This window comes from Tenacibaculum finnmarkense, assembly GCF_900239185.1.
GTDB classification, from domain to species: Bacteria; Bacteroidota; Bacteroidia; order Flavobacteriales; family Flavobacteriaceae; genus Polaribacter; species Polaribacter finnmarkensis.
This window is the reverse complement of the sequence record NZ_OENA01000079.1, coordinates 1-1,957: the sequence shown is the minus strand read 5'-3', so window position 1 is coordinate 1,957 and position 1,957 is coordinate 1. Positions and strand designations below refer to the sequence as shown.

Sequence of the window (1,957 nt, the reverse complement as noted above, 5' to 3'; positions counted from 1 at the left end):
GCAGCTCCATCTAAAGTATCATCAGCAATTACTGATGGACTTGGATCTCCTATAGTAAGTGGTGTTCCTGTGAAATCATCAATATTTGCTACTAATTCTCCAACTACTTCTACCGTTACCGTGGCTATAGTACAGTTTACTGGATTTGCTCCACTTTCACAAATCGCATATATTACAGGATAAGATCCTGTCGGCGTATTTGCTAAGATCGTTACATTTCCGTCCGCATCTATTAAGATATTTCCTGTGGTTACAGGATTTACATCTGTATTTGCTGGCGTTACTTGAACGCCATTTAAGGTATCTCCTGTTAAAACTGATCCTGCTGGAACATCCGAAGCTCCTGATGCTAAAGGCACTAAAGCTGTTCCTAAAGTATCGTTATCGGCTACTAAAAGATTATGTACATTTATATCAATTGTTCTAACAACAGAACAAGCGTAAGAAGTACCGGTTACTGTTACTGTATGTATTCCTACTCCCGCTACTGAAGGATCAAATACACCATTTGTAGCATCAGTAATACCTGTCCCTGAAAAATTAACACTACTGATATTAGGATCAGTAATTGCAGGTGATATTATCATATTAGCTGGTGAATCTAGTACAGAATATGAATCTGGTTGAATTACATCAAAACCTAATGGACCTCCTAAAGTTGCTGTATTAATTCCATGATCATTATTAGGAGATAAAGTTACATCTGTTGCTTCTCCTGAGTAATTAGCTATCATTAGTATATATGTTTGTCCCGCAAGAACCCCTGGTACATCAATTTGCTCTGAAGGATCTGTACTATAATCACAATCAATAGGAGCGCCTGGAGGAAAATTATTTCCTGAACAATTAGCTATTACATCAGGAGAAGCAAAAGGTCCCCAAATAGCAAAATCTACATCTTTAGCTGGAGAAGTATTGATAAATAAAAATAAGTCACCAGATTCTACTACTTGTAAAGTATAAAATGCGGGGTTAGGTGTACTAGCTAATGTACTACTAACAGGAAAACCAGGGGCTTGACCATTTGTACCACAACTAGGTAATGGTCCTAAATCCGCAGCAGAAGTTTGTGCTGGAAAAGCAGCATTAGGAGTACATAATACTTCTGCATTAATACAAGTTGTACCTTGTGCTATAATATAATTTGAAAATAGAAATAAAAATAAAATTCCTATTTTTTTTAATAAGTTATTGATTTGAGTATTTTTCATATTAAATAATTTAAATTTAGCTAAAACATCAAAATTTATTTTTTCTTTATAAATCAAAACTAATCTATTATTATAAAGAACGCATTACTAATCGTTTTCTTTAATTTTAACACCAAAACCAGCACCTGCTTTTCCATTTGAAAAACACCTACACGATTTGCTTTCACCTGTAGTTGACCAGCTAATTGCGCTACTGTTTGATTATCTGAAAATGTTGCTTGAGCATACGTGTTTTTAATACCTATTAACAAGAGAACAAAAAACAGTATATTTTTTAAAAAGTATTTTTTCATAAATTTTATTTTAATAATGGTGGTTTTTTAAGAGTGTAAATCTACTTGTTTTTTTTTAAAATATATTGTAAAAAAAATATTTTTAAAAACTTATAAAACAAATAGATATAGCAATAATATGCAAATAAAGTATCTTTTTCAGGGTAAAATAATACCTGTCACTAACCATAAATAACATACTAACAAGAATACTTCGATTACTATAATAAATCAATTTGTTTTACATAAACACTATAATGACACTTTTTTTAAATTAAAGTCACATTTACAGTATTTATTTTAACATAAAAAACACGAAGCGCTAACTTCGTGTTTTTTGTTATAAAACTTATTTTTTAAGCATTTAGAAACTATTCTTTTTCAGATGATTTCTTACTCGTTTACCGCCTTTACACTTTCATTTCCTTTAACAATATAAAAGTAAGAACGCCTGTTTTTCTGATGTTCTTCTTC

General features: G+C 31.4%; 2 protein-coding genes. Both read right to left on the bottom strand.

Annotation, left to right across the window (positions count from 1 at the left end; all coding sequences use genetic code 11):
* On the bottom strand, positions 1–1,211 hold a 1,211-nt coding region (locus AQ1689_RS09420; protein ID WP_145993754.1), incomplete at its 3' end, for a hypothetical protein.
* Between the two features lie 59 nt (positions 1,212–1,270).
* Positions 1,271–1,504, bottom strand: a complete 234-nt coding sequence (locus tag AQ1689_RS09415) for a hypothetical protein (protein WP_101916115.1) — start codon at positions 1,502–1,504, stop codon at positions 1,271–1,273.
* Positions 1,505–1,957 lie beyond the last annotated feature (453 nt).

What these genes read in the sequence shown, in the direction of transcription:
- AQ1689_RS09415 (WP_101916115.1), bottom strand. Translation starts at nt 1,504, where the DNA reads ATGAAAAAATACTTTTTAAAAAATATACTGTTTTTTGTTCTCTTGTTA.